1 protein-coding gene is annotated in these 1,034 nt (G+C 72.0%); it reads left to right on the top strand.

Annotated features, from left to right (window positions below; all coding sequences use genetic code 11):
• Positions 1-133: 133 nt before the first annotated feature.
• Entirely contained in the window at positions 134-898 is a 765-nt protein-coding gene (locus tag H5J29_RS33990; RefSeq protein WP_312858525.1) for a DUF6597 domain-containing transcriptional factor, read from the top strand.
• The last annotated feature ends 136 nt before the right edge of the window (positions 899-1,034 follow it).

The following is a 1,034-nucleotide window of genomic DNA, read 5'->3' as shown; positions in this document are numbered from 1 at the left end:
GGCGGCGTGCGGCTGCGCCGCGGCGGAGATCAGGTGCGGGGTCACCAGGGTCGCGGAGGTCATGGCCGGGGACTGTACGAGCGCCGGTCGGCACGGGTATTGAACGAACGCGACACCGGGCGATACTGCTCCCGTGCAGCGCGATCCCCGGGAGCTCGGCGGCGCCTGGACGCGCTACCAGACCCACGACTTCCCCATGCCTGCACCAGATCTCGCGCCGTTCGTGCTCGACTACTGGCACGTCTCCTGGACCTACGACACCCCGTATCGCCAGAAAGTCCCACCCTCGCCCCACGTGCACGTGACCATCCGTCCCGGTCGCCCGCCCGAGGTCCACGGGGTGTCGCGACGCCACGGGACCAGACTCCTCGACGGCACGGGCCGAGTCCTCGGCGCACGCTTCCGACCTGGAGCGTTCCGTTCGTTCCTCCAGGCGCCGGTGTCGGGGCTGACCGACCGGACCGTCCCCACCTGCGACGTCCCCGGCCTGCCGGGTCGACCCGTGGAGCCCGTCGACGTCGCCTCCTTCGAGCAGTGGCTGCGCTCGGTGCTGCCCTCCGCCGAGCCTCCCGCCGCAGGGCGGCAGGCCGATGCCGCCGTCACCCTCGCCGCAACGGACCCGGCGATCCGGCGGGTGGACCAGCTTGCCGATGCCTTGGACGCCGGCGTCCGACGGGTGCAGCGGCTGTTCGCCGAGCACGTCGGCGTCGGGCCGAAATGGATCATCCGTTGGTTCCGGCTGCAGGAGGTGACCGACCGCATGGCCGCCGGAGAGACGCAGGACTGGGCGGCTCTCGCCGCAGACCTCGGCTACGCGGACCAGCCCCATCTCGTCCGCGACTTCACCGACCTCTTCGGCGAGCCGCCCACGCACTACGTCCGGCGCTACCCCCGGTAGCGGGCCGCCACGACCGGCACCTGACCGGACTCCCCCGACGAACGAACGGCACTCTCGCTCACTAGGTGTGAGCGAGAGTGCCGTTCGTTCGGGGGTGGGGTCAGGGTGGGGTCAGCGGCCGTTGGCGCGGAAGAGC

The organism is Pseudonocardia pini (assembly GCF_013870575.1).
Taxonomy (GTDB): Bacteria; Actinomycetota; Actinomycetes; order Mycobacteriales; family Pseudonocardiaceae; genus Pseudonocardia; species Pseudonocardia pini.
This window is presented reverse-complemented; position numbering and strand designations above follow the sequence as displayed.